Origin of the sequence: Flagellimonas flava, from assembly GCF_900129665.1 — a bacterium.
GTDB lineage: Bacteria > Bacteroidota > Bacteroidia > Flavobacteriales > Flavobacteriaceae > Flagellimonas > Flagellimonas flava.
This window is the reverse complement of record NZ_FQWL01000001.1, coordinates 747,326-772,421: the sequence shown is the minus strand read 5'-3', so window position 1 is coordinate 772,421 and position 25,096 is coordinate 747,326. Positions and strand designations below refer to the sequence as shown.

Genomic DNA, 25,096 nt, shown 5'->3' with positions numbered 1-25,096 from the left:
AAAACATGTTGATTATTGTGATAGAATTAAAAAATTCTTGACCATAGCCCTGTTTTAATAACAAATTACTACTTTATTAACACCCGTTGCTGTTGCCTACTTGCCTGCGTTTTTGTAATTTTGCAGAAATTCGACTTAGCCCATGAAACCCCATTCCAAGACAAGTAATGATATTTCTTTTGATGATTTCCAATCGCAAATCCTTCAGGATTACAAGATTGCGGTCACCAGTAGGGAATGTAGTCTTTTAGGGAGACGGGAGGTATTATCCGGGAAAGCCAAGTTTGGTATTTTTGGGGATGGAAAAGAGTTGCCGCAGTTGGCCATGGCCAGGGCGTTTCAAGATGGTGACTTTAGGAGCGGCTATTATCGGGATCAAACTTTTATGATGGCATTGGGGTATCTCAACCCAAAAGAATTCTTCCACGGTCTTTATGCCACCACGGATTTGGAGAAGGAGCCCATGAGCGCAGGTAGACAAATGGGAGGACATTTTGTGACCCACAGTATTAATGATGATGGCTCCTGGAAGAACCTTACCCAACAAAAGAACAGTAGTGCGGATATTTCATGTACCGCTGGTCAGATGCCCCGCTTGCTGGGTCTAGCACAAGCATCCAAAATATACCGAAATCTTGAGGAACTCAATCAGCCCAATTTCTCCAATAATGGTAATGAGGTAGCTTGGGGAACCATTGGCAACGCAAGTACCAGCGAGGGCCATTTCTTTGAGACCATTAATGCCGCTGGGGTCCTTCAGGTACCTATGGTTATGTGTATCTGGGATGACGACTATGGAATTTCGGTTCCTGCAGAGTTCCATACTACCAAAGGTGATATTTCAGAAGTCCTTAAAGGGCTGCAACGTGATGAAGACAACCACGGCTTCGAAATACTGCGCGTAGAAGGATGGGACTACACTGCGCTGATCCATGCTTTCGAAAATGCTTCCGATATCGCCCGGGAAGAACATGTGCCTGTCTTGATTCACGTCACCGAGCTTACCCAACCTCAGGGACATTCTACATCCGGCTCCCATGAACGCTACAAGTCCAGTGAACGATTGGAGTGGGAACGGGAGAACGATTGCAACAAAAGGTTCCGGGAGTGGATTCTCGAAAATGAAATCAACACCGAAGAAGAGCTTAAACTTCTGGAACGTGAAATAAAACAAAAAGTTAGGGCCGCTAAAAAAGAGGCTTGGTCTGAGTTTCTAAAGCCCCATATAGAGTCAAAAAGAGAACTGGTGCAGCTTCTGGACAATGCAGCGGCAAAAAGTCCCAACAAATCCTTTGTGACCAAGGTTAAAAATGACCTTATTGCCGTTGAGGAGCCCTTAAAAAAAGATTTGGCCTCCACCTCACGAAAGGCATTGCGTTATCTTATCGGCGAGACCACAGCTGAAAAGTTGGCGCTTGAGCGGTGGGTCGATTCCTTTTTGAAAGAACACCAGCCCAAATACAGCTCCCATCTTTATAGCGAATTAGATAGCAAGGCCACATCCGTTCAAGCTCTAGAGCCCGAGTATTCCGGGACCTCGGAACCTGTTGATGGCCGTATCATCCTTCGTGATAATTTTGATGCACTTTTCGCCAAGTACCCTGAAGCTCTGGTCTTTGGGGAAGACACTGGAAACATTGGAGATGTGAACCAAGGATTGGAAGGTCTGCAAAAAAAATACGGTGCTCTTAGAGTCGCTGATACCGGAATCCGGGAAACCACAATTATTGGCCAAGGGATTGGATTGGCATTGCGAGGGTTAAGACCAATTGCTGAAATTCAATATTTGGACTACATTTTATATGGCCTTCAGACCCTAAGTGACGATTTGGCCACTTTGTTGTACAGAACCGTTGGCAAGCAAAAGGCTCCGCTAATTGTTCGTACACGTGGACATCGTTTGGAGGGAATATGGCATTCTGGCTCACCCATGGGCGGATTGATTCATTTGCTACGAGGTATGTACATTCTTGTGCCAAGAAATATGACACAGGCGGCAGGCTTCTATAATACTTTGATGAAAAGTGATGAACCTGCTTTGGTCATAGAAAGTTTAAATGGTTATCGGCTAAAGGAAAAAAAGCCAGAAAATCTTGGTGAATTCCTTACCCCTATAGGTAAGATTGAAACCCTTAAAGAAGGTAAGGACATTACCCTGCTATCTTATGGTTCAACACTAAGAATAGTTCAGAAAGTGGCTATGGAACTCTTGGAGGTAGGCATTGATGCCGAAGTTATTGATGCCCAATCACTCCTACCCTTCGACTTAGAGCACGATATGGTGGAAAGCCTAAAAAAAACCAATAGACTTCTTATCATAGACGAAGATGTGCCGGGAGGATGTTCAGCCTATCTGATGCAGGAAATCCTGGAAAAACAGGGAGGTTACACCTTTTTGGACAGTGCCCCCCAAACCCTAACTGCTAAAGCCCATAGGCCCGCCTATGCTACAGATGGGGATTACTTCTCCAAACCAAATGCGGAGGACATCTTTGAAAAAGTGTATGCAATCATGCACGAAACCGATCCTTCTGCCTACCCCAAGTTGCGCTAGGTCGAGGCTTTTTTATTATTTACTTTTTGTAAGCTATTACTGGTAATTCCCGTGCGGTTTTTTTTGTGGTCATCTAGTTTTCATTGGCATTTTGCCTTTTGTTGGAACATAATTTATACATTCACGTAACTAAATTCCCCCATCAATGAAAAATAATCTCCTGATTCACCTGGGACTTGCCCTTTTAAGGATAGTTCCCGCAGCGTTTATGCTGTCACACGGTTACCCAAAACTTCAAAAGCTTATAAGCGGAAACATGGAATTTGCCAACCCATTGGGAATAGGACAAGGACCATCACTTTTTCTGACTGTTATTGGAGAGTTTATCTGTCCCTTACTCATCATCATTGGCTTCAAAACACGCTGGGCGGCCATTCCCACAGCAATTGTAATGTTGGTTGCGGCTTTCGTGGTCCATGGTTCCGACCCTTTTGGTACCAAGGAACTGGCTTTGGTTTATGCGCTTGTGTTTATTGTGATTTTTCTTTTGGGTCCAGGAAAGTACAGCGTAGACAGAAAGTAAGTCTAGACAATTTCGGTAAGCAATTCTTTTAATAGTTCTCGCTGGGGCATATTGTTGGCTCCTACCCCCTTCCCCTTAAGGTCAAGTGCTCTTAGACTAGAAATGATATGGCTTACCTTTTTCATAGGGTAGTTTTTGGCCGCCACGGTGTACTCGTTTACAAAATAAGGGCTTACACCAAGCACCTTGGCCACATTTCCAGGAGAATGGTCATTTAAACCATGGTATTGAAGCAGTTGGGTGAAAAAAGTATTTAATAAGGTGACCGTAACCACAAATGGGTTGTCTTTGGGATTCTGAGCAAAATAATCCACAATTCGCGTGGCTTTTCCCACATTACGCTCCCCTATCGCCTTTTTTAGCTCAAAATTATTATAGTCCTTACTAATGCCAATATGTTGTTCGATAAGTTCCGGGGTAATCTCTTCCCCCTTGGGAACCACAAGGCTTAGTTTATCCAATTCGTTGCTGATTTTACTTAAATCCGTACCCAAGAACTCCACCAACATCTGACTTGCTTTTGGGGCAATCTTATATTTTTTCCCGGAAAGTGTTCGGCGTATCCATTCAGAAACCTGGTTTTCGTACAGCTTTTTACTCTCAAAAAGTATCCCATTCTTCTGGATTGTCTTGTACAATTTTTTGCGTTTGTCCAGTTTTTTGTACTTATAACAAATCACTAAAATGGTTGTGGGCTGGGGCTGTTCCGCATAGGAGATCAGGTTTTCGATCGTGCGCGAAAGATGTTGCGCCTCTTTCACAATAACAACCTGATATTGAGCCATCATTGGAAACCGCTTTGCATTGGCCACAATATCATCTACACTGGTATCTTTTCCATAGAGTACCATCTGGTTAAAGCCTCTTTCATCCTCGGTCAGCACATTTTCAGCAACGTATTGGGAAATCTTGTCTATATAATAGGCTTCTTCCCCCATTAAAAAATAAATGGGACTTGGGTTACCCTGTTTGATATTTGCTACGATTTCCTTTACCTGCTCCATTCAGAAAAAATCATCAAATTTGTCCAATGCAGAGATTGAACTTTCCTACCTATACGTTCCGATTCAAAAGTAGCGAAAAAGGGCTCCAAATCTTTGACCTTATCCGTAAAAAATTTGTGTTGCTTCAACCCGAAGAATGGGTAAGACAGCATGTGGTTCATTACCTGATGTTAACCAAGAACTATCCCAAAAGTCTGATTAACGTAGAAAAACAACTTTTGGTGAACAAACTTAAAAAGCGGTACGACATTGTACTTTTTAATCCTGATGGCTCAATTTTTTTATTGGTGGAATGCAAGGCCCCAGAGGTTAAAATCGACCAAAAAACCTTTGATCAAATTGCTCAGTACAATAGAATGCTCAAGGCTTCATACTTAATGGTGAGCAATGGAATGGACCATTATTTTTGTGAAATGGACTTTAAACACGAAAAATATCAGTTTTTGAAGGAAATTCCTGATTTTAGCCGTTAATTTGCTGCCGTTTTGAATGTTGCGGTCGTCATACTCAATTGGAATGGGAAAACCTTGTTGGAGAAGTTTATCCCTTCCGTTGTTGCTCATTCCCAAGATGCTTCAATCTATGTGGTGGACAATGCCAGTGAAGACGAGTCAGTTGCTTTTGTCTCCAAAACCTATCCCCAAATTCAGATTGTTCAAAACAGTTCCAATGGTGGTTTTGCCAAGGGATACAATGACGGTTTACAGCATATTGAAGCCGATATTTATTGTTTATTGAATTCGGACGTTGAAGTTACTTCCAATTGGTTGGACCCAATTCTTAAGGTGTTCAATGAGCATTCCGATGCGGCCATCATCCAACCCAAGATCCTAGATTTAAAGAAAAGGACATATTTTGAGTATGCCGGGGCGGCAGGAGGTTTTATTGATCGTCTGGGCTACCCCTTTTGCCGGGGAAGAATATTTCAAGCCTTGGAGAAGGACATCGGACAGTACAATGATGTCAAAGAAGTGTTCTGGGCAACAGGTGCCTGTATGTTCATTAAAAGTTCGGTATTCAGGGAACTAGGAGGTTTTGATGAGGACTACTTCGCACATCAAGAAGAAATTGACTTGTGTTGGAGAGCAAAAAATAGGGGATACAAGGTATTTTATGTCGGTTTGAGTCATGTGTATCACTTAGGTGGCTCTACCCTTAAGAACATGAATCCCAAAAAGACCTTCCTAAATTTTAGAAACTCTTTGTACTCCATTACTAAAAACCTTCCAAGGAAAATGGCCCTGCCCATTATATTCTTCCGTTTGTTATTAGACGGTGTAGCAGCAGTTCGATTCGTTTTTCAGCTTAAGCCGGGCCATTGCATTGCGATTTTACGTGCCCATTTAAGTTTTTATGCTAACTTTAGAAAGGTTTACAGAAAAAGGGAAAAAGCCAATTTTATATTAAAATATTACTCAGCCACATCCATTGTCTGGTCTCATTTCGTACATCAGGTAAAGAACTTTAACATTTTAGTAAAAGATTAACGATGCCGAAAAGAAGTCAACTTTGCAATTTATCTAATTTTGGCTGAAGTTTTCGGTGAGGAAATATCTAACAATTCTTAATTTATACCCAATACAATGAAAAAAGTATTTCTAGGAGCAATGGCAATGGCAGTTCTGTTGTCTTCCTGCGTGTCGCAAAAAAAGTATGCCGATCTTGAGGCCAAACACAAAGAAACCCAAGATTTGTTGAATTCTGCTACAGTAAAACTAAATGATTGCTTGGAGGAAAAAGCCACGGCTTCTTCCCGTCTAAAAACCCTTGAAGATCAAAACGCTTTTCTCAAAGCGAACAACCAAGAATTGATCAACAATATGGGTAACCTTACCACCCTTACCACCAAAGGAGCGGAAAACCTTGAAAAGTCTTTGGAGAGTTTACGTGAAAAAGACCTTACCATTAGAAAACTTCAGGATGCAGTTACCCGCAGGGATTCTGTAAACCTTGCTTTGGTGCAGAGCCTTAAAGGTGTACTTGGTAACTTGGATGACGAAGACATTGAAGTAAGTGTTGAAAAAGGTGTTGTATTCGTCTCTATTTCAGATAAATTGTTGTTCAGAAGCGGAAGCTACAATATTACCAATGCCGCAAAACAAGTTTTGGGCAAAGTGGCCAAAGTGGTCAACAACAAACCTGATTTTGAATTCTTGGTAGAGGGCCATACAGATAACGTACCATATTCAAGCGGTGTTTTGGTGGACAACTGGGATTTGAGTGCCAAGCGAGCTACTTCCATTGTCCGTACACTTCAGAACGACTTTGATGTTGATCCCAAGCGTATGACTGCGGCCGGAAGGAGCTATTACGTACCATTAGCTTCCAATGATTCAGCTGCTGAAAGAGCTAAGAACAGAAGAACACGTATTGTGGTACTTCCAAAAATCGATCAATTCTATAGCATGATCGAGGAAGGCATGAAAGATCCTGCAATTGGAGGCTCTGGAAACTAATCCACAGTGATAACATAAGAAAAAGCGACCCTTTGGGTCGCTTTTTCTGTTTTAGAAGATATCCAAAGTCCCCTTACCTTCCCTAATAACTTCGGGGTATCCAGTGGATAAATCCACCACCGTTGAGGCTATATTGCCCCCGTATCCCCCGTCGACTACAATATCTACAAGATCCTGCCACTTTTCGTAAATCAGTTCTGGATCTGTCGTGTATTCCAAAAGGTCGTCCTCATCATGAATAGAGGTCGAGACAATAGGGTTTCCAAGTTCCTGTACCAGGGCATTCGCAATTGCATTGTCCGGAACACGTATTCCAACGGTTTTCTTTTTCTTAAAATCCTTAGGTAAATTGTTGTTTCCTGGAAGAATAAAAGTGTACGGTCCTGGCAGAGCTCGCTTTAAAATCTTAAAGGTTGTGGAATCAATCTGACGCACAAAATCCGACAGGTTGCTAAGGTCGGCGCATACAAAGGACCAATTTGCCTTTTCCAGCTTCACCCCCTTAATACGGGCGATTCGCTGTAATGCCTTTGAATTGGTAATGTCACAGCCAAGACCATATACGGTATCGGTAGGATAAATGACCAAGCCTCCCTTCCTCAAAACATCCCCTACCCGCTCTACCTGCCTTGGATTGGGGTTCTCTTCAAATAGCTTTATCAATTCGGCCATAACGCAGTCTCATTTTACTACAAGGTAGTGAGAATCTTTTGCAAACCATCTGGTGGCCTTGACAAGATTCTGGTTTTAAATACACCATCCGTTGGCCCAATCGGCCCATTGATCAATTCATATGGGCCATCCGTCCATTTGTCTAATAAAGAGCGTCAAGAATAAGGCAACTTTACATGCAAACTACGTCTACCATCAAACATGGATTCATGAATACAAAAATCGGTCGGGTCATTTTGGTACTGTATCTGCTCTTGAGCGTTGCCAGCTGTGATACTGCAGAAACTAAAATGCAAAGAAAGTATTTGCATTTTTCAAATGGTAGGGAATTGGTGGAACATCTAGATCAATTGTTTGTGCAACTCGCTCAAATTGATCCAGCGCCATCGGAGTCCAAACCACTATTGACCTCTGTCAATGAGCAAATACGAAAAACTATTGAAAGTATAAAAAACCAACGCCTTCTAGCAGAGGTGGCGGAGTCTTACATCTACAAGGCACATGAATTTGGATTCATCCTTTCAGAAGACCGGCGACTGGCCGTCTTCTCTTGGGATGCTATGGGGGAAGTCGGAACCAATAAACTCAAAAATATTGCGCTGTACACAAAGGGTCATAAAATAATCCCTTCCTCCTTGTATGGGGAACCCATCATTTATCATGAAGCTCATACCATCCAGGATTCAAAAAGCAAACACTCTTACGTAATCCATGGAAAGGGTAAGACTCAGGAAGGCCATGACTTTTATCGTTTGGATGCCTTAAACATAACTCCCAATGGCCTTAGTGAAGCACCTATTTTTCCAGATCGGCAATACTCTATGATTTCTGCCCACCCTATTGATGCCGATGCGCGCCTATCTGCGGATTTCAGTATTGAAAAGGACGGTTCTCTTATCCTAAAACCTGAATTTTGGTATCCGACTGTGGTTTATCGACCTTTGGAACTGAAGGGAGACAGCACTGGGAACAGGTTCCATGAAGGTGGCTTTACTTTAAAATATCAACTTAATGCAAACGATTTTAACCCCAAGAACAACTATAATTTCATCAACGGTTCCGAGCTGCCCATCAAGGCCCTGGATGGCAACCATAGCACACATTCCTTTGACGATCGAATCAATGTATCCGTAAAGCATGAAAAAGAAGAAAATGTTTCCCAAATCCAAGTCGGTATTTATGGGGCGGACTTAATTCATATCGAATTGGCGGGGACAATCAGTCTAATTGGAAAAAAGGGTGATTTACTATTCTTTTCCCAAAAAGGACTGGATAACAAGGTTTTACTGTACGATTTGGTTAAAAAAAATATAGTATGGTCCAAAAGCATGGAAAATTTATTAATCTCGAACGACAAACTGATCTTCACGGAGCCCGTTCAAGCGCATCAGGTTTCCAACAAAGAAGAAATAGATTGCAAATCGGGAACCGGAGTTCAACAAACTTATTACAAGGTCTATGCTCTTAATTATGATGTTCCTAATCCCATAGTGGAATACACCCAACAAATCTTATGTGGTTATAGGGAAAACCAAAGTCTTGCAAAATTGTAAAAAAGTGCGGAAAAAAAGGGACTTCAACCGTATGATAGTTTTAAAATCCAACATCGTATAGTGCTGTCATTTTGGCTTTGGCACAAATCAATAGGATAAGACCTATATTTTGTGCAATGAATACCACAAGAGGTGGAGTTTTATTGGAGAAACGATTTTCAAAGTATCCTAGCTTTCCAAGACTTCCAATTTTGCGAAGCGAAGCAGTAGCTTTTTGATATCTCCACGCTCAAACTGTATTTCGGCCTTTTTATCATTGCCCATCCCCTCAATTTTCAACACCTTACCCTTCCCAAATCGGGTGTGGTTCACCAAACATCCCTCAATGAGATTGGAATCAATGGCATTCGTGTTTGGCGCGGAAAGTTCAGGTTTTAGCTTTCTAAGTTTGCGTAATTGGTTCTCATTGGGCCTAAGGGTACTGGGTGGCGTTCCATTTTTTGGTTTTATCTGACGTAGCTTGCTTTTATCTATCTCACCAAAAATGTTGGCATCTATCATGGATTTATAACGATATCCATCATTCACAGGAGTAAGGTTTTCAACATATTGTTCTTCAATCTCCTCCAAGAATCTACTGGGCTCAGCATCTATAAGTTTACCCCATCGGTAGCGATTTTGAGTATAGGTAAGATAAGCCTGTTTTTCTGCACGTGTTAGGGCCACATAGAACAATCGTCGCTCTTCTTCGAGTTCACTTCGTGTGTTCATGCTCATGGCCGATGGAAACAAATCCTCCTCCATTCCTACAATGTAGACATAGGGAAATTCAAGTCCTTTCGCCAAATGAATGGTCATAAGGGCCACACGGTCATCGTCGCCGGTATCCTTATCCATATCAGTGGCCAAGGCAACATCTTCCAGAAATTCGGAAAGGCCACCGGTTGCATCCGCCAACTCTTTCTGCCCTTCCACGAAATCTTTGATTCCATTCAAAAGTTCTTCAATATTCTCCATCCTGGCAATTCCTTCTGGAGTACCATCCTTTTTGAACTCCAACAACAGCCCAGTTTTTTTTGCCACGTGCTCGGCCAAGGTAAAGGCATCGGCACTTTCGTTCATAATCTGAAAACTTTTGACCATGGTAACGAAGTCACCCAGCTTGCGTTTGGTGCCAGCATTGATGTTAAGGTTCAACTTCTCCAAATGTTCCATGACCTCAAAAATGGATCGATCGTATTGGTTGGCGGAAACCGTGAGCTTATCCACAGTAGTTTGGCCAATCCCCCGAGCTGGAAAATTGATTACTCGCTTCAGTGCCTCCTCATCCTTTGGATTTAGAATCAACCTCAGGTAAGCTAGAACATCCTTGATTTCCTTTCGTTGATAAAAAGAAAGCCCACCGTAAATCCTATAAGGAATATCCTTTTTTCTAAGGGCATCCTCAATGGCCCTAGACTGGGAATTGGTTCTGTACAATACCGAAAACTCGCCATTGGGCAACTGATGCTGCATTTTGTGTTCAAATATGGATGCGGCCACATATCTACCTTCCTCAGCATCGGTAGGACTCCGATGTATCTTGATTTTGTTCCCTTCATCGTTGGAGGTCCAAACCACCTTTTCCAGTTGGTTCTTATTTTTTGCAATGATGGAGTTGGCCGCGTTAACGATGTTCTTGGTGGAGCGGTAATTCTGCTCTAACCGGTAAACCGCAACACCATCATAGTCTTTTTGAAAGTTTAGGATATTGCTAATGTTCGCTCCACGAAATGAATAGATACTTTGCGCATCATCCCCAACAACACAAATGTTTTGGTACCTGTCAGATAACGCTTTTACGATAAGGTACTGGGAATGATTTGTATCCTGGTACTCATCTACCAGAATATACCTAAATCTATCCTGATACTTCATCAACACCTCAGGAAAACGGGTCAGCAACTCGTTGGTCCGAAGCAGTAGGTCATCAAAATCCATCGCCCCGGCCTTGAAACACCGATCTACATAGTTTTGATAGATCTCCCCCAATCTGGGTCGTTTGGCCATGGCATCAGCCTCAACGAGTTCCGGATTTTGAAAATAGGCTTTTACGGTAATCAGACTGTTTTTATAGGAGGATATGCGATTCTGAATCTGTTTGTACTTGTAAATATCCTTGTCCAATCCCATTTCCTTGATGATGGAAGCAATCAGCCGCTGAGAATCCTGAGTGTCATAGATGGTAAAGTTGCTAGGGTATCCCAATTTGTCGCCGTCAAAACGCAACAGCTTTGCAAAAACGGAATGAAAAGTCCCCATCCACAAGTTTTTGGCCTCAGAGTTCCCAACTATGGTGGCAATACGCTTTTTCATCTCCCTGGCGGCTTTGTTGGTAAACGTCAAGGCCAGGATGTTGAATGAATCCACTCCTTGTTCCATCAGATGCGCTATCCGATAGGTAAGCACCCGGGTTTTACCAGACCCAGCTCCGGCAATTACCATCAATGGGCCATCCTTGTGCAATACAGGTGCCCGCTGTGCATCATTCAATTCGTCCAAAAAACTGCTCAAACCATTCAGGGATTTAAAAAGTAAAGGTGAAAATAGCCAATAAAGGTTTCACGCTAAAATCCTTGTCAGAATACTTATAAACACCAAACCACTTTCCTGTGAATTTGATATATTTAAAGACTAATTTGAAAATGGAATGAATTCCAACCGTATTGCTTTTCCACTTTTTTTTCTTTTTTGTTTTTCCCTAAGTGCACAAACTACCAAAGCTGGACCCGTGGTTACCGATTTTGGAAAAGTGTATCGTATCGAAAATCCGGATTTCAAAGTTGAGAAGGAAAGGGAATATAAGGCGGTAATAGATGTTACCGGGTCATGGGATGAACATGAAAAAAGGAATGCGCTTATCGAAACTGCCGCTCGTTTTTTGAACATGCACGCTCAAAGCGGTGTGCCGGCTTCGCAGCTCAAAGTGGCTTTGGTGATGCATGGAGGAGCTACCAAGGATATTATTTCCAATGCGGCCTATCAGGAAAAATTCGGTACGGACAACCCCAATCTGGCTTTGGTAAATTCCCTTTTAGAACTCGATGTGCCCATAATTATTTGTGGCCAATCAGCCAATTATCGTGGTATTTCAAGGGAAGAGTTCATTCCAGGGGTGCAATTATCCCTTTCAGCCATGACGGCCCTGGTACATTTGCAAAGTGAAGGTTATCAACTAATAAAATTCTAAAATAGAGACTATGCAGAAATTTTTAATACTGGCCCTTCTTTTTTCGGGCGTTACCCTTTGGGCGCAAGGTCCAATGGAAAAAGATTATTTGGCCGTTGAAGACAAGGTAATTGAATGGCGAAGGGATATCCATCAGAATCCTGAATTGAGCAATAGAGAGTTTAAAACTGCAGAGAAAATTGCCAAACACCTACAATCCCTGGGGATTGAAGTGCAAACCGGAGTAGCCAAGACAGGAGTGGTTGGTTTATTGAAAGGTAACCAAGATGGAAAAGTGGTTGCCCTTAGAGCAGACATAGATGCGCTTCCAGTTACGGAGCGTAATGACCTATCCTTTAAGTCGACCGTAACCTCTGAGTTTTTGGGGAAAAAGGTTGGTGTTATGCACGCCTGTGGACATGACACCCATACTGCCATTTTGATGGGTGTTGCAGAAGTTCTGTCCAAGAACAAGGACAAAATAAAGGGAACAGTTAAGTTCATATTTCAACCTGCAGAAGAAGGTCCGCCTCCTGGCGAAGAAGGTGGTGCTGCACTTATGGTGAAAGAAGGTGTACTTCAGAATCCTAATGTGGATGCTATTTTTGGCTTGCACATCAATTCCCAAACACCTGTTGGACAAGTAAAGTACAAGCCCGGAGGCAGTATGGCGTCCGCGCAACGTTTTGTGGTCAATGTAAAGGGGAAGCAAACCCATGGTTCACAACCTTGGGGAGGTGTTGATCCTATTCTGATCAGTGCAAAAATCATTGATGGCCTCCAAACCATAATTAGTAGGGAAACCGAACTCATTAATGAAGCGGCAGTAATTTCCGTGGGTAAAATAACCAGTGGAGTACGTTCCAACATCATTCCAGAAAGTGCTGAAATGATTGGAACCATCAGAACTTTGGATTACGATATGCAAAAATTCATCAACAAGAGGATGGAGGAAATGGTGCCCGCTATTGCCAAGGTATATGGGGGCGAGGCTACCATTGACATTCAAACCTCAACCGCAATAACTTATAATGATTTGAACCTAACGGCCCAAATGGCCCCTACACTTGAACAAGTTGCTGGTAAGGAAAATGTAAGTATACATAAGGCTATTACGGGAGCTGAGGACTTTAGCTATTTCCAAGAAAAAGTACCAGGGTTTTACTTCTTCCTTGGGGGAATGACACCCGGTAACACAGAATCTTATCCGCATCACACGCCAGATTTCAAGATTGATGATAGTGGTCTTTTGTTGGGTGTAAAAACCATGACCCAATTGGCTTTGGATTATTTGAACATGTAAAAATGGACGGTCTTATGGATTTTTTGGCGCATGTTCCATGGTGGGTCTGGATTTTGATATTTCTGCTTATTGTGGCACTTAGGGATATCTTCTTCCAAAAAGCCCATACCATAAGTCACAATTTTCCAGTAATTGGCCATTTACGATATTGGTTGGAGAGCATCGGACCCGAGATGCGGCAATACTTTGTGGCCAATAACAGGGAGGAACTCCCCTTTAATCGTATTGAGCGCGGATGGATTTACGCCTCTGCAAAAAAGGAAAACAACTACGAGGGATTTGGTACCGATCGTGATATTTATTCGCATCAGCACATTTTTGTTAAAAATGCCATGATCGGTTACCAAACACCCAAAAATCATGTTAATCGGACAGATCCTTATTTTTTACCCTGTGCCAAGGTAATTGGAGGGTTCAACCAGCGAAAAAAACCGTATCGTCCGGCTTCAATCATCAACGTTTCCGCCATGAGTTTTGGCTCCTTATCCGCCAAGGCGATAGCATCTATGAACAAAGGTGTGGATAAGAGTCAGGCCTACCACAATACGGGAGAAGGTGGGCTCTCCCCCTATCATAAACAAGGTGGGGATGTAATTTTTCATTTCGGTACGGGATATTTCGGGGTGCGATCAAGAGAAGGCACTTTTTCCATGGAAAAGATGAAAATTCTGGTGGATGAAAATCCATGCATCAAGGCCATTGAAATCAAACTTTCCCAAGGGGCCAAACCTGGAAAAGGCGGTGTACTTCCCGGGGCAAAGATTAGCCCGGAAATAGCCAAAATCAGAGGAGTCGAGGTTGGCAAGGATGTATTATCACCAGCTACGCACAAAGCTTTCAATTCTATCCCCGAACTGGTAGAACTCATAGAATCGATTGCGGATGAAACCGGACTTCCAGTTGGTATCAAAGGTGCTATTGGAAAACTTGACCAATGGGAGGAATTGGCAGATCTAATGCAAAAATCGGGAAAAGGTCCCGATTTCATTACAGTGGATGGTGGTGAAGGTGGAACAGGGGCCGCTCCACCCAGCTTTGCCGATCATGTTTCCCTACCCTGGGTTTATGGGTTTTCATCTGTGTATAAAATCTTCAAGGACCGAAAGCTCACGGAACGAATTGTATTTATAGGGAGTGGAAAACTCGGGTTTCCCGCCAAGGCGGCAATGGCTTTTGCCATGGGAGTGGATTGCATTAATGTAGCACGCGAAGCCATGATGAGCATTGGCTGTATTCAAGCCCAAGTTTGTCATACCAATAGATGTCCCGCAGGGGTAGCCACACAAAGCAAATGGCTTCAAAATGGCATCAATGTGCCTTTGAAATCCGATCGACTGGCCCAATATTTTAAAACATTCAGGAAGGAGTTTTTGGAAATCACCCATGCTGCCGGTTACGAACATCCAAGTCAGTTTACCATGAACGACATCCAAGTCAACGTGGATGACGACTACTTAAGCAGCGACCTTGAATCGGTTTATGGATACCAAAAGACCACAGTTCCATTTGATAGTATGCAAGCCTTGCATGATTGTATTTATTTGGGCGGTAGGAAAGTTTCCGAAAAAACATCCTAATTTTACAGCTGAGATAACCTAATAGCTTACTTATGAAAAAAAGACTACTTCTTTGTTCATGCCTTCTAATAACCATTTCAGGATTTGCCCAAAAGAAAAGCGAACTGTTTGCACAGATTGACGAGTTAAAAACCCAGATTAGTGAAACCGAACAGGAGCTGGCCAAGGCCAAAAGGGAAATTTCTTCTTCCAATGCCAAAGCCGAAGCTTTGGAGACTGAAAATGTAAGCCTAAGGGATGCCAATGCAACTTTGCTCAAGAATCTGAGCAATTTCTCAGAACTTTCCAAAAAGAACAGTGAAAACGTAACCAAGACTTTGGCAGCGTTAGAACGGAAAGAAAAACAGCTTAGTGGTATTTCTGACCAAATTGCTTCCAGTGATTCTACCTCGATTGTAGTGCTCACACGCATAAAACAAACTATGGGCGAAAATTCGAATGCCAACGTAGCCGATGGTGCTGTGGTGCTCTCCAGTAGTCTAAACAAGTTGTTCGGTTCCGATACCGGTCTTGAATTGACCGATGAAGGAAAGCTTTGGTTATCCCAGGTAGCGAAAGTGCTTTTGGCCAGTCCGAATCGAACGGCCCAGGTGGAAGGGCTGAACATCACCGGGGAGTTTGGAGTTACTTACGATCAAGCCAATGTAGTCACCAAGGAGTTGGTAAACAACTTGCAGGTCCCCAATGATAGAATTGGGACATCAGTTAAGGATGGAAACTTTAAGGAGGGGATTTCTATAAGTCTGCAACCCGACTACAAAGGGTTTTATGACAAGGCCAAGAGTGATTTGAAGGCAACAAACTGATATACTTTTTGAACTCCTTAGGGAAACCCAATACTTTTTGGCTTTTATAGACGTTTATGGTTTTATAAAATCAAAAACCAAACTATCCATGACCGGAGATGATATCTTTCAACTTTTCGCTTTTCTATTGCCAGCTGTAGTAACCGGTGCGGTGGCTTTTTACTTTTTTAGACTACACACCCGAAACGAAGATGGCCGCAGGCGTTTTTTATTGCACAAAGACTCCCAAAAAGATACCCTTCCCATCCGCTTACAGGCCTACGAGCGTATGGTTCTGTTTCTTGAACGAATCGCCATTAATAGTCTTGTTGTACGTGTAGCTCCGAAAGGAAAGAGCAAAAGCGATTATGAAAACTTGCTCATTAAACAAATAGAAACGGAATTTGAGCATAACCTTTCCCAGCAAATCTATATGAGCGATGAGTGCTGGAATATTATCAAAACAGCTAAAAACGCAACCATTCAACTGATACGTTCCGCCGGGATGAGCGAGACAGACTCTCCTGACAAGCTTAGGGAGGATATCTTGAACAAGACCATCGACAAACAATCCCCTTCCGCCACGGCCCTTTCTTTTGTGAAAAAGGAAGTTGGGGAACTTTGGTAATCCCTACTCCTGATGATCGGGGTCTATAGGACTGGTTTCCTCGTTCTTGTTTTTCGCATATAGGTATCCTCTTTTCCACCAAAGTGTCATGCGTTCTTTGTTGAACACCAGTGAATTGGTAGTTAATACAGTTGGTGTATAGTAAAAGTTGATGATGGCATCCTTTTGATTGGCCACCAATTTACCAATACGAATATTTTGGTTTTCTATCCGATCCAACATATAGCTGAAAATGGTAGTAATCAATTCAAATGGGTTTCGAACGGGCATCCGATTCAAGTAATTCACTTCCGTGTGCAAGACCACTACGTCAACTTCAGTGGCTCCCCGTTTTAGGGCTTCCTCTATAGGAACCAAGGTACCCAGACCTCCATCGGCATATTCGCAGCCATTGCGTCTGGCCAAGCTCATAAAGGGAGTGTAGTTCGATGAAATCCAAATCCAGTCGCAAAATTCATCATAGGTGCAATCGTTTATGGATTTATACTCTACCTGGTTCAAGGAAAGATTGGAAACTGTAACAACCACATCCTTGGTACCTTTTCTGAGTGCTTCAAATTCCTCAATGGTAATGGATTGTCGAATGAGATGTTTTAAGTTTTCGCTCTCCCCAAAAGTTTTTTTACCGCGAATAAAGTTTTTCACCACATTCCAATGATTAATTGCAATGACCTCAATGCCGTGCTTCTTCTTAATTGTAAAGGGGCAGTTGTTGAAAATACTCTTTTGGTTCACGGAGGAATAGATTTCCTTGATCTTATCCAGCTTGTTAAGCGCCAAATGGGAAATAAGCAAACTTCCCGTAGAGGTTCCCACGAACAAATCATACTCATGTTGCGCTTCTTGAATCAGGAATTGCGCGACACCACCTGCAAATGCCCCTTTGCTGCCTCCGCCGGAAATAACCAATGCTCTCATCTTCCCAATGTTTTGTCCAAATATTGCTGTTGCTCCAAGTTTAAGGTGGGATAGATAGCCTCCACACGAGCCAGGTTCTCTTTTGCCTTCATAAAATCCTTTAGCATTTTTCGGGATGATTTTTTAAAGTGCCATACATGGTGATTACAGGCAGCTATCAGGTTTTTTAGGGTTTGGTCGTTGAAAGCCCCAATACTTCTGAGATACTGAAATGCCAACAATCTGACCTCAAAATGGTGTTCTATTCCCGTATACCCGTTCAGCTCTTCAAAATATTTGGATTTCATATTGTTTTCATAATCAGGTGTGACCAAGGCCAAGGCCAACCATAGCATATGCACATTTTTGTTCGGAAGTCCGGTTATATCTTTCGTAACATCCAAATAATGCTTTCGCTGATCGGGAAAATCGGTCCAGAGTCGGAATAAAGCAGATTCAATGGTTGTATAACTTTGGTCTTTTAACAAGGTTTCAAAGTCGGTTTTAATTTCCAACGGGATACTTTCAGTGCCTAAAACAATGGCCTGTCTAACTTTCAAGCCCTCTTCTTTCAAAAGTTTTTGTAAAAAGCTTGGCGATAATCCGCCGGCATACTCCAAAAGCAATTGCTTCTTAAGTGCTATGGATTTAAAACCTTCCCATTCAGCTTTCAAAATTTCTTCAGCTGCCCCAGGCCGGTTTTCTATCTGGTTTTTCATTCCATAAAACCGCTTTATGGATGCATTGTTTTCCATTAGATAGTTCTTGGCTATCTCCATGGGGAACTCGGACTCCTGCAACCACTGCTCTTCAAAGTCCTTGAGTTTCATCCCTGATGCCTTTTCCATTTCCCACATAAAATCGGCTATGGTCACATTTTTATAGGCAAACTTTGTCAAGTAATTTTTGATTCCTTCCTTAAATGCTTCACCCCCCACTCTTTGTTTGAGCATCAACAAAGCCCAGGCCCCTTTCTCGTAAAAGGTCAGACTGCCGGCACTGGCATTAGTCAGGGCCTCACCGTTCCCTTCCCCGGAAAAATTGGACAGGGCATTGGCGGTCTCCCATAATCTCCAGTAAAAGTAATCCGATCCAAAAATCTCTTTTTCTGCTAGATATGCATAGAATGTGGCAAAACCTTCATGAAGCCAATGGTGTTCACCGCTCTGCTCCGTTACCAAATTGCCAAACCATTGATGTGCCATTTCGTGGGCATTCACGTTGACGTAGTTTTTGTCCACAAACCCAACGGAATCTACCACAAAGGTATTGGAGAACACAGTTGCTCCTGTATTTTCCATTCCCGCATATAGGAAATCCTGAACCGGTATCTGTTTGTAATTTTGCCACGGATAGGGTACTCCAATCTCTTTTTCCAAAAAATCAAAAACCTGTTTGGTATATCGGTAGGTAGGCTCAACCTTCAAACTGTCCTTTGGCTCAAAATATAATCCTATTTCAACTCCGGAAGACGACTTTACGGTCTTCTGTTTAAAATTTCCAACAACGAAGGCCACCAAATAGCTGCTCATTGGATTCTTCATATCAAAATGCCATGTCGTCTGTCCGCCCTTGGTAATTTTATCTTTTAAAATCCCATTGGCAAAAACCTCATATCCAGAATTGAAGATGATGGAAAGATCAAACTCAACTTTTTCTGTCATATCATCAAAACTGGGAAGCCAGTGACTGGTATATTTTCCCTGGCCTTGGGTCCAAATCTGCCCTTCTCCCTTATTCAGTAGATATAGCATTCTGGAATCCATGTACTGCTGCAGTTTGGAGTAGATTGCCTTCGACCCCGTTCCTTCTCTCTTTTGCATCAGCGAATCAGGAAATTGCCATCTAGAATAATAGACTGTTTGCCGCGGCTGAGAGGTATAGTCCAAAAGAAGGGTGTACGCCCTTCCTTTCTTCAGTCTTTTTTTTATAGTGATTCTTTTGCCATCATTGGAGTATTTAACCTTTTTGGAGTCCAAGATCACATTGGAGAACTCCATGTCTATCGCATCCAAAAAAACAGATTCGGTATCCCTAAGCGCCACAAAATCATAAGTTACTGTTCCTTTTATGGATTTAGAAAGGGGGTTTGGCTGAACCGTAACCTTTGCAGATATAAAATCAATCTTGTCCTGAATTTGGGACAAGACCACCTGACATAGCAGTAAAAAAAATAGGGCCACGGAAAGCTTCATAGCTGAGGTATCACAAAAGTCTTTCCAAATTACATATTTTAGTTTGATGAATCCCAATTTTCTACAAACTCCCCTCCCCTATCTTAAAGGAATTGGCCCTAACAGGGCCGATACCCTAAAGGTTGAATTGGGATTGGAAACATTTAGGGATTTATTGCACCTATTCCCGAATCGTTATTTAGACAAAACCCAATATTATAAGATATCCCAACTCCATCCCAGCGGGGCGGATGTTCAAATAGTTGGAAAAATTGTCCATCTGAAAATCGTAGAACAGAAACGGGGCAAACGCTTGGTGGCACGGTTTGTTGATGAAACAGGAGAAATGGAATTGGTTTGGTTCCGAGGACACAAATGGATCAAAGAGCAACTAAAACTTAATGAGCCTTATGTGGTGTTTGGGAGGATTAACCGCTACGGTAGCATTTTTTCTATGGCCCATCCAGAAATGGAATTGCTTAGGGAACACCAAAAAGGTCTGAAAATTGCAATGCAGCCCATCTATCCCTCTACCGAAAAATTAAGTGCAAAGGGAATCACAAATCGGGTCATCAGTAAAATGGTGCAACAGCTGCTTATAGAATCCAAAGGATTGTTTCCGGAATCCCTTTCTCCTTCTATTATGGAGGAACTGCGTTTGATGCCTAAAAGTGAAGCCTTATTGAACATCCACTTTCCCAAAAGTCAAGAACTGCTTGCCAAGGCCCAGTTCCGTTTAAAGTTTGAAGAGCTATTCTATGTACAGCTGCAGTTAATCTCAAAAAAACTGGTTCGGAGGCAAAAAATTAAGGGCCTAAGCTTTGAAACCGTTGGTGAAAACTTCAACGCTTTTTTTAGCGATCATTTACCATTTGAGTTGACCAATGCCCAAAAAAAAGTCATTAAGGAAATCCGAAACGATTTGGGGAGCAATGCTCAAATGAATAGATTGCTGCAAGGTGATGTGGGTTCGGGGAAAACCATAGTTGCCCTTATGGTAATGCTTATGGCCTCTGATAATGGATATCAATCCTGTATAATGGCTCCTACCGAAATTTTGGCCCAACAACATTATAACGGACTAAAAGAGCTTTTAGGTCAAATGGATATCAAGATTGCCCTGTTGACCGGATCCACCAAAAAGTCGGAACGTACCTTACTGCATAATCAATTAGAAAACGGTAATCTTAATATTTTGGTTGGCACCCATGCCGTTCTGGAAGATAAAGTTCGGTTCAAAAACTTAGGATTGGCCATAATTGACGAACAGCACAGGTTTGGAGTGGCCCAACGTTCCAAATTATGGCATAAGAACGAAACCCCTCCCCATATCTTGGTAATGACCGCCACACCCATTCCAAGAACCTTGGCCATGAGCCTCTATGGCGACCTGGACGTTTCCGTCATTGATGAATTGCCTCCAGGTCGTAAACCTATCAAAACCGTCCATCGCTTTGACACCAACCGGTTAAAAGTATTCCGATTCATTAAAGATGAGATTAAAAAGGGCCGACAAATCTATATGGTATACCCTCTTATACAAGAATCCGAGGCCTTGGATTATAAGGATTTGATGGATGGATATGAAAGCATAACACGTGATTTTCCAATGCCCGAATATCAGGTTTCCATTGTCCACGGAAAAATGAAACCAGCTGACAAGGACTATGAAATGGAGCGTTTTGTTAAAGGAGAAACGCAAATCATGGTAGCCACTACGGTAATCGAAGTTGGCGTGAACGTGCCCAATGCATCGGTGATGATCATAGAAAGTGCTGAGCGTTTTGGGTTATCGCAGCTGCATCAGCTTCGAGGTCGTGTGGGTCGTGGAGCGGAGCAAAGTTTTTGTATTCTAATGACAGGAAATAAACTGTCCGAAGATTCCAAAACAAGATTGCAAACCATGACAAGGACAAATGATGGTTTTGAGATTGCCGAGGTGGACCTTAAACTAAGAGGTCCAGGGGATTTAATGGGGACCCAACAAAGTGGGCTTCTGAATCTTAAAATTGCTGATATCGTAAAGGACAACCAGATTTTGCAGACAGCAAGATACCATGCCATTCAGCTCTTAAAGGATGACCCCAGATTGGAAAAACCTGAAAACGCCCCAATCCGTAATGCTTACAACTCTATAGCCATGGGAAGGGAAATATGGGGGTATATAAGTTAAAATGCCCGGCAAAAGCCGGGCATCCAACATTAAATTAATCCCTAAGTATAATGGTTTAGTTAATCCCCTCTCCTTTTTCGGCCTTGTCCAAATTAGCCTGAACCCTATCGCGGTTGGCTTGGGCCGGAGCATTTTCCAATGCAAGCTTAAGATGCTTTACTGTAGACTTGTTATCACCCACCGCAGAATAACCTCTTGCCAAGCCATAGTGTACTGGCCATGTTCCTTTGTGGTTTTTGGCATTCCACTTAAATACTTCAAGTGCTTCCTGGGTTTTGCCCTGACCGATGAGCTGACGCCCATAACCATGTACTTGGAATACGGTCCCTAGTGGCATTGCTTCTTCCATCAAAGCTTTGGCCTCTGCTTCCTTGCCTTGCTTCGCCAGAATCTGCGACTTGATACTTAAATTGTTAAAGTTTTTCTGACTGAAGAACTGCCCTGCTATAGCGGCATCCACCCAGCCAAGAGCCTCATCCAAATCACCTCCATTGTTCTGTGCAAAATTAGCCGCCTGTTCCCAACTTTGTCTGTTGAAACCTGGGGTGGTCTGCAATTGATTTCTTATTTCTGCCAGTACATTGTTGGTCACATCCGTTTCTACTTTAAACGGTATTTGCTTTTTCTCCCAATTTAAGGATGCAACAGCTGAATTGGCATCTACATCGGTGAACATGTAAGTCAATTGCTCTACGTGGGGAACCTCCTTGGCCTCCACATCAACTTTGATTACATCTTCGCTAGGCTCATAGAAGTAGCTGCCCCAAGCTGTATGGTTTTTGGAGAAAATCACGGTAGCTGTATTATCTTCATTTACCACCATATGCAGGCCATACTTTCCGGCCGGAAGTGTTTTTCCACCAATGGTAAGGTCATGGGAGGTTTTAAAGATGGTGTTTTCATTCGCACCTGCCCTCCATGGCGATTCGGCTGCAGTTCCAAATCCTAAATTGTTCATGCCGTAAGGCACTAGGGCTCCCCATATTTCCCTGTCATTGACGCTGGGTCTAGAGTAAACAATGGTAACATCGGTATTTCCAATTCGTTGTGAAACTTTGGCCATCTGACTACCGCGTGGTAGGAAAGTAAGCTGTGCATAACCACTTGAGGAAATACATAAAAATGCGATGAGAATCATGGCCGAAATGGCCGAGTAACTTTTTTTCATTTGTTCGTCTTTGATGTTGTTAATGAATAAACTTTTAGGTTGAGTCCCTAAAGTAGAAAGCTCAGTGTTTCCATAGCGTTACAGCAATGTTAAAATAAATTGAAACCTGTTAAATTTCAGAAGCTTACACTTAATGCGCTAAAAATCAATCCATAGTTAAGGTCCATATCGCAACCAGCTGGTAAACCTTCATCGGGAAATTGGTTTACCATTCAAAATTGTAGCTCATTTCTCATAGTTTTCCTTACAGCATCAACGATTCCAATGCTTTTTGTTTGAATTCCATAAAGGATATCTTTTTCGCTCCCAAGCGACATAAAACTTCCCTTGGACGTCGTAATTTTAGAAAATGAAAAAACCACTTTTGGTTTTCATATTTTAAATTTACGAGCTTATAATTATTGATTGCTACGATGAGTAAAACACTATTTGACAAGGTTTGGGATTCGCACGTGGTTCAGCATATCGAAAATGGTCCCGATGTGTTGTTCATAGATAGACATTTGGTACATGAAGTCACGAGTCCAGTGGCTTTTCTGGGATTGAAGAATCGCGGTATCAATGTACTCTACCCGGAACGTACTTTTGCTACTGCGGATCACAACACCCCGACCAGAAATCAACATTTACCGGTTAAGGATAAGCTTTCCGCCAACCAATTGAAAGCCCTTGAGGAAAACTCAAAAGCACATGGCATTCCATACTGGGGGCTTGGACATGAGAAAAATGGAATCGTCCATGTAATTGGTCCGGAAAACGGAATTACGGTTCCCGGTGCCACCATAGTCTGCGGGGATTCGCATACATCCACGCACGGAGCCTTTGGTGCAATAGCATTTGGTATTGGAACAAGCGAAGTGGAAATGGTATTATCCACCCAGTGTATCATGCAGCCAAAGCCCAAGAGTCTCCGCATTAATATCGATGGAAAACTCAACAAAGCCGTTACACCAAAGGATGTAGCACTATTTATCATTTCGAAACTCACCACCTCTGGCGCCACTGGTTATTTTGCGGAATATGCAGGAGAAGTATTTAGAAATATGTCCATGGAGGGTCGGATGACCGTTTGCAACCTTAGTATTGAAATGGGCGCTCGCGGAGGTATGATAGCCCCAGATGAAAAGACCTTCGATTATGTAAAAGGAAGGGAATATGCTCCCAAAGGAGCTGATTGGGATAAAGCTATGAGCTACTGGCAAACTTTGTATACCGAGGATGATGCGGTTTTCGATAAAGAAATATCTTTTGATGCCAGCGAAATAGAACCCATGATCACTTATGGCACCAATCCCGGAATGGGAATGGGTATTCAAAATGATATCCCAACGGCAGATGCCGTGGAAGGTGGAGCGGCCACATACCAAAAGTCCTTGGCCTATATGGCGTTCAATGAAGGCGACGCGATGATTGGGAAGCCCATTGATTTTGTATTCCTGGGCAGTTGTACCAACGGCCGAATTGAAGATTTCAGGGCCTTTGCGTCCATTATTAGGGGTCGTCAAAAGGCCGATAATGTCACCGCATGGTTGGTTCCTGGGTCGCATCGCGTGGAAGAGGCCATAAAGGAAGAAGGTATTCTGGATATACTGCATGATGCTGGATTTGAACTAAGAGAACCTGGCTGTTCTGCATGCTTGGCCATGAACGATGACAAAATTCCTGCAGGAAAATATGCAGTGAGCACATCCAACAGAAATTTTGAGGGAAGACAAGGTCCTGGTGCCCGCACACTTTTGGCGAGTCCCTTGGTTGCGGCTGCAGCAGCAGTTACCGGAAAAGTGACCGACCCGAGAGAATTGCTGGAACTGCAAGAAGCCTAACCGGACCAGAAAATCATTGAACATTGATAATTAAGAAATAATGGCATACGATAAATTCAACATATTAACCAGCTCAGCCGTTCCACTTCCAATAGAAAATGTGGATACGGACCAAATAATACCCGCACGTTTCCTTAAGGCAACCGAACGTAAGGGTTTTGGTGACAATCTATTTAGAGACTGGCGATTTAACTCAGACGACACTCCGAAAGAGCACTTTGTGCTCAACAATCCCATCTACAGCGGAAAGATTTTGGTAGGTGGTAAGAACTTTGGTTCGGGGTCTTCAAGAGAGCATGCAGCCTGGGCAGTTTACGATTATGGTTTCCGCTGCGTGGTATCCAGCTTTTTTGCTGATATCTTCCGGAACAATTGCTTGAATATTGGAGTACTTCCTGTTCAGGTAAGTCCAGAGTTTTTGGACGAAATTTTCAAGGCCATTGAGACCAATCCAAATACGGAGTTGGAAATAAATCTTCCCGAGCAGACCATTACACTTTTGGAAAGCGGTGCAAAGGAAGGTTTTGCCATCAATGACTATAAAAAGGAAAATATGCTGAACGGTTTTGATGACATTGACTACTTGCTGAACATCCAGAACAATATTCAGGAATTCGCCCAAAATACCCCACTTTAAACCTTAAACCTTTTGCCTCGT

20 protein-coding genes are annotated in these 25,096 nt (G+C 42.6%); 14 read left to right on the top strand and 6 right to left on the bottom strand.

The genetic code is table 11. The features are described from left to right. Positions 1 to 142: 142 nt before the first annotated feature. Positions 143 to 2,554 (top strand): alpha-ketoacid dehydrogenase subunit alpha/beta, encoded by a 2,412-nt coding sequence (locus BUC10_RS03510; RefSeq protein ID WP_073176498.1) that lies wholly within the window; start codon positions 143 to 145, stop codon positions 2,552 to 2,554. Positions 2,555 to 2,699: 145 nt separating this feature from the next. Next, positions 2,700 to 3,077, top strand: coding sequence for a DoxX family protein (locus tag BUC10_RS03505; protein ID WP_073176497.1), 378 nt, complete (start codon positions 2,700 to 2,702; stop codon positions 3,075 to 3,077). A gap of 2 nt (positions 3,078 to 3,079) precedes the next feature. On the opposite strand, the gene holA is transcribed toward BUC10_RS03505, so the two are convergent. Beyond that, entirely contained in the window at positions 3,080 to 4,081 is a 1,002-nt protein-coding gene (gene holA / locus BUC10_RS03500; RefSeq protein ID WP_073176496.1) for a DNA polymerase III subunit delta, read from the bottom strand. Positions 4,082 to 4,107: 26 nt separating this feature from the next. Here holA and BUC10_RS03495 point away from each other — a divergent pair, with 26 nt between their 5' ends. From BUC10_RS03495 to BUC10_RS03485, 3 genes are all read left to right on the top strand, one after another. Beyond that, positions 4,108 to 4,554, top strand: coding sequence for a type I restriction enzyme HsdR N-terminal domain-containing protein (locus BUC10_RS03495; RefSeq protein WP_073176495.1), 447 nt, complete (start codon positions 4,108 to 4,110; stop codon positions 4,552 to 4,554). Positions 4,555 to 4,566: 12 nt separating this feature from the next. After that, positions 4,567 to 5,568 carry a glycosyltransferase family 2 protein gene (locus tag BUC10_RS03490; protein WP_073176494.1) on the top strand — a complete coding sequence of 334 codons (1,002 nt, stop codon included), beginning with the start codon at positions 4,567 to 4,569 and terminating at the stop codon, positions 5,566 to 5,568. A gap of 96 nt (positions 5,569 to 5,664) precedes the next feature. Then, the gene (locus tag BUC10_RS03485; protein ID WP_073176493.1) at positions 5,665 to 6,537 is read left to right on the top strand and encodes an OmpA/MotB family protein; all 873 of its coding nucleotides are present in this window, start codon (positions 5,665 to 5,667) and stop codon (positions 6,535 to 6,537) included. 51 nt (positions 6,538 to 6,588) lie between these two features. Here the strand turns inward: BUC10_RS03485 and BUC10_RS03480 are convergent, their stop codons facing one another. Beyond that, the gene (locus tag BUC10_RS03480) at positions 6,589 to 7,209 is read right to left on the bottom strand and encodes an L-threonylcarbamoyladenylate synthase (RefSeq protein ID WP_073176492.1); all 621 of its coding nucleotides are present in this window, start codon (positions 7,207 to 7,209) and stop codon (positions 6,589 to 6,591) included. Between the two features lie 209 nt (positions 7,210 to 7,418). Here BUC10_RS03480 and BUC10_RS03475 point away from each other — a divergent pair, with 209 nt between their 5' ends. Further along, positions 7,419 to 8,762 carry a hypothetical protein gene (locus BUC10_RS03475; RefSeq protein ID WP_131819037.1) on the top strand — a complete coding sequence of 448 codons (1,344 nt, stop codon included), beginning with the start codon at positions 7,419 to 7,421 and terminating at the stop codon, positions 8,760 to 8,762. Positions 8,763 to 8,930: 168 nt separating this feature from the next. Here the strand turns inward: BUC10_RS03475 and BUC10_RS03470 are convergent, their stop codons facing one another. After that, positions 8,931 to 11,255 (bottom strand): ATP-dependent helicase, encoded by a 2,325-nt coding sequence (locus BUC10_RS03470; protein ID WP_073176490.1) that lies wholly within the window; start codon positions 11,253 to 11,255, stop codon positions 8,931 to 8,933. Positions 11,256 to 11,391: 136 nt separating this feature from the next. Between BUC10_RS03470 and BUC10_RS03465 the strand changes: the two genes are divergently transcribed. The 5 genes from BUC10_RS03465 to BUC10_RS03445 all read left to right on the top strand — a co-directional run bounded on the left by BUC10_RS03465 (position 11,392) and on the right by BUC10_RS03445 (position 16,203). Beyond that, the gene (locus tag BUC10_RS03465) at positions 11,392 to 11,931 is read left to right on the top strand and encodes a DsrE family protein (RefSeq protein WP_073176489.1); all 540 of its coding nucleotides are present in this window, start codon (positions 11,392 to 11,394) and stop codon (positions 11,929 to 11,931) included. Between the two features lie 10 nt (positions 11,932 to 11,941). Next, entirely contained in the window at positions 11,942 to 13,213 is a 1,272-nt protein-coding gene (locus BUC10_RS03460; protein ID WP_073176488.1) for an amidohydrolase, read from the top strand. A gap of 2 nt (positions 13,214 to 13,215) precedes the next feature. Further along, entirely contained in the window at positions 13,216 to 14,790 is a 1,575-nt protein-coding gene (locus tag BUC10_RS03455) for an FMN-binding glutamate synthase family protein (RefSeq protein ID WP_073176487.1), read from the top strand. 32 nt (positions 14,791 to 14,822) lie between these two features. Beyond that, complete coding sequence (locus tag BUC10_RS03450; RefSeq protein ID WP_073176486.1) at positions 14,823 to 15,596, top strand: hypothetical protein; 774 nt, start codon at positions 14,823 to 14,825, stop codon at positions 15,594 to 15,596. A gap of 88 nt (positions 15,597 to 15,684) precedes the next feature. Beyond that, positions 15,685 to 16,203, top strand: coding sequence for a DUF7935 family protein (locus tag BUC10_RS03445; RefSeq protein ID WP_073177125.1), 519 nt, complete (start codon positions 15,685 to 15,687; stop codon positions 16,201 to 16,203). 3 nt (positions 16,204 to 16,206) lie between these two features. Here BUC10_RS03445 and BUC10_RS03440 read toward each other — a convergent pair whose 3' ends face one another. Together BUC10_RS03440 and BUC10_RS03435 are read right to left on the bottom strand one after the other, a co-directional pair. Next, positions 16,207 to 17,121, bottom strand: a complete 915-nt coding sequence (locus tag BUC10_RS03440) for a patatin-like phospholipase family protein (protein WP_073176485.1) — start codon at positions 17,119 to 17,121, stop codon at positions 16,207 to 16,209. Continuing rightward, complete coding sequence (locus BUC10_RS03435) at positions 17,118 to 19,295, bottom strand: M1 family metallopeptidase (protein WP_073177122.1); 2,178 nt, start codon at positions 19,293 to 19,295, stop codon at positions 17,118 to 17,120. Before BUC10_RS03435 ends, BUC10_RS03440 begins: the two co-directional genes overlap by 4 nt. Positions 19,296 to 19,341: 46 nt before the next feature. On the opposite strand from BUC10_RS03435, the gene recG reads away from it, so the two are divergent. Beyond that, positions 19,342 to 21,447, top strand: a complete 2,106-nt coding sequence (gene recG / locus BUC10_RS03430) for an ATP-dependent DNA helicase RecG (RefSeq protein WP_073176484.1) — start codon at positions 19,342 to 19,344, stop codon at positions 21,445 to 21,447. 55 nt (positions 21,448 to 21,502) lie between these two features. Here recG and BUC10_RS03425 read toward each other — a convergent pair whose 3' ends face one another. Continuing rightward, positions 21,503 to 22,615 carry a DUF2911 domain-containing protein gene (locus BUC10_RS03425; RefSeq protein WP_073176483.1) on the bottom strand — a complete coding sequence of 371 codons (1,113 nt, stop codon included), beginning with the start codon at positions 22,613 to 22,615 and terminating at the stop codon, positions 21,503 to 21,505. A 413-nt stretch (positions 22,616 to 23,028) separates the two neighbouring features. On the opposite strand from BUC10_RS03425, the gene leuC reads away from it, so the two are divergent. Further along, positions 23,029 to 24,438: a 3-isopropylmalate dehydratase large subunit gene (gene leuC / locus BUC10_RS03420; RefSeq protein WP_073176482.1), complete on the top strand. Its 1,410-nt coding sequence runs from the start codon at positions 23,029 to 23,031 to the stop codon at positions 24,436 to 24,438. A 40-nt stretch (positions 24,439 to 24,478) separates the two neighbouring features. Beyond that, the gene (leuD, locus tag BUC10_RS03415; RefSeq protein WP_073176481.1) at positions 24,479 to 25,075 is read left to right on the top strand and encodes a 3-isopropylmalate dehydratase small subunit; all 597 of its coding nucleotides are present in this window, start codon (positions 24,479 to 24,481) and stop codon (positions 25,073 to 25,075) included. Positions 25,076 to 25,096: the final 21 nt, after the last annotated feature.